Annotated in this window: 1 rRNA gene; it reads left to right on the top strand. The window is 52.0% G+C overall.

The features are described 5' to 3' along the window. Positions 1–47: 47 nt before the first annotated feature. A 23S ribosomal RNA gene (locus QO008_RS08005) occupies positions 48–2,792 on the top strand; the annotation flags it as partial.

Raw genomic sequence — 2,792 nt, forward strand, 5'->3', positions numbered from 1 at the left:
TTTTTAAGATTACAATTTCAACGATTGGATCAAAACAGATCAATTTAGGTCAAGTTAGAAAGAGCATCCGGTGGATGCCTTGGCACCAAGAGCCGATGAAGGACGCGATAAGCTGCGAAAAGCTGTGGGGAGTGGCAAATACACTTTGATCCACAGATTTCCGAATGGGGAAACCCCCTTTGATAGCCTCAAAGGATCCTAAGGTCAATTCATAGCCTTAGGAGGGAATACCGGGGGAACTGAAACATCTAAGTACCCCGAGGAAAAGAAAGAAACCTCGATACCCTAAGTAGCGGCGAGCGAACGGGGTAGAGCCCGAATTGAGATACGGAAGTGACGACGAGTAGAATCGCCTGGGAAGGCGAACCGTAGGGGGTAACAGTCCCGTATACGAAGAAGTCACAACCACTCTAAACGAGTACCACAGGGCACGTGAAACCCGGTGGGAATACAGGGGGACCACCCCCTAAGGCTAAATACTCCTTGGTGACCGATAGCGCATAAGTACCGTGAGGGAAAGGTGAAAAGAACCCCGGGAGGGGAGTGAAATAGAATCTGAAACCGGATGTTTACAAGCAGCGAAAGTGGCTTCGGCCACGATCGTGTACTTTTTGTAGAACGGGCCAGCGAGTTATGTTCTACGGCAAGGTTAAGGTGTGCTGCACCGTAGCCGTAGCGAAAGCGAGTCTGAACAGGGCGAAGAGTCGTAGGGCATAGACCCGAAACCGTGTGATCTATCCATGGGCAGAGTGAAGTTGCCGTAAAAGGCAATGGAGGCTCGAACCGGGTAGCGTTTAAAAGCTATCGGATGACCTGTGGATAGGGGTGAAAAGCCAAACGAACGCGGAGATAGCTGGTTCTCCTCGAAATAGCTTTAGGGCTAGCCTGGAAGGGAGTGTCTCGGGGGTAGAGCACTGAATGGTCAAGGGACTTTACCAAGTTACCGCGACCTATCAAACTCCGAATACCGAAGACATATCCTCCGGAGTCAGACTATGTGGGATGAGCTTCATAGTCGAAAGGGAAACAACCCAGACCACCGTCTAAGGTCCCAAAATTCGTGTTAAGTGGAAAAGGATGTGGAGTTACTGAGACAACTAGGATGTTGGCTTAGAAGCAGCCATACATTGAAAGAGTGCGTAATAGCTCACTAGTCAAGTGACCCTGCGCCGAAAATAACCGGGGCTAAACACGATACCGAAGCCGTGGAATCAAAGGATTGGTAGAGGAGCATTGTGTGCGCTGTGAAGCAAAAGCTGTAAGGCATTGTGGAGTGCACAGAAGAGAGAATGCTGGCATGAGTAGCGAGAGGGGAGTGAGAATCTCCCCCGTCGAAAACCTAAGGTTTCCTGAGGAAGGCTCGTCCACTCAGGGTAAGTCGGGACCTAAGGCGAGGCCGAAAGGCGTAGTCGATGGACAACAGGTGGAAATTCCTGTACCGGCGATCGCAATGAAGAAGTGGGGACGCAGAAGGATACGCGCAGCGCCCAGTTGGTGTGGCGTGCAAGCACAAAGGATGGAAAGTAGGCAAATCCGCTTTCCCGAGTCTGAAGTGTGATGCGGATCGAAAATAAGTAGAGAAGGAGCCGACTCCAAGCTGCCGAGAAAAGCCACTATTCGCGTAAGCCGCCCGTACCGTAAACCGACACAGGTAGGTGAGGAGAGAATCCTAAGACGAGCGGAAGAACCTTTGTTAAGGAACTCGGCAAAATGACCCCGTAACTTCGGGAGAAGGGGAGCCATGGCAACATGGCCGCAGTGAAAAGGCCCAAGCGACTGTTTACCAAAAACACAAGTCTCTGCGAAGTCGAAAGACGAAGTATAGGGGCTGACACCTGCCCGGTGCCGGAAGGTTAAGGGAACAAGTTAGCGCAAGCGAAGCTTAGAACTGAAGCCCCGGTAAACGGCGGCCGTAACTATAACGGTCCTAAGGTAGCGAAATTCCTTGTCGGGTAAGTTCCGACCCGCACGAAAGGTGTAACGATTTGGGCACTGTCTCAACAAAGGATCCGGTGAAATTGTAGTAGCGGTAAAGATGCCGCTTACCCACGACAGGACGGAAAGACCCCATGGAGCTTTACTGCAGGCTGATATTGGATTTTGGAATGAACTGTACAGGATAGGTGGGAGACTATGAGCGGAGCACGCCAGTGTTTCGGGAGTCGCCCTTGGGATACCACTCTATTCATTCTAGAATTCTAACCTACTTCCGTGAATCCGGAAGAGGGACACTGCCAGTCGGGCAGTTTGACTGGGGCGGTCGCCTCCCAAAGAGTAACGGAGGCGTTCAAAGGTTTCCTCAGCACGGTCGGAAATCGTGCGTAGAGTGCAAAGGCAAAAGGAAGCTTAACTGCGAGAGCGACAACTCGAGCAGATGCGAAAGCAGGACTTAGTGATCCGGTGGTACCGCGTGGAAGGGCCATCGCTCAACGGATAAAAGCTACCCTGGGGATAACAGGCTTATCTCCCCCAAGAGTCCACATCGACGGGGAGGTTTGGCACCTCGATGTCGGCTCGTCTCATCCTGGGGCTGAAGCATGTCCCAAGGGTTGGGCTGTTCGCCCATTAAAGAGGCACGCGAGCTGGGTTCAGAACGTCGTGAGACAGTTCGGTCCCTATCCGTCGTGGGCGTAGGAAATTTGAGAGGATCTGTCCTTAGTACGAGAGGACCGGGATGGACAAACCGCTGGTGCATCAGTTGTCATGCCAATGGCACGGCTGAGTAGCTAAGTTTGGACGGGATAAGCGCTGAAAGCATCTAAGCACGAAGCCCACCTCGAGATGAGATTTCC

The sequence above is a fragment of the Aedoeadaptatus ivorii genome (genome assembly GCF_030815095.1).
Classification (GTDB): domain Bacteria; phylum Bacillota; class Clostridia; order Tissierellales; family Peptoniphilaceae; genus Aedoeadaptatus; species Aedoeadaptatus ivorii.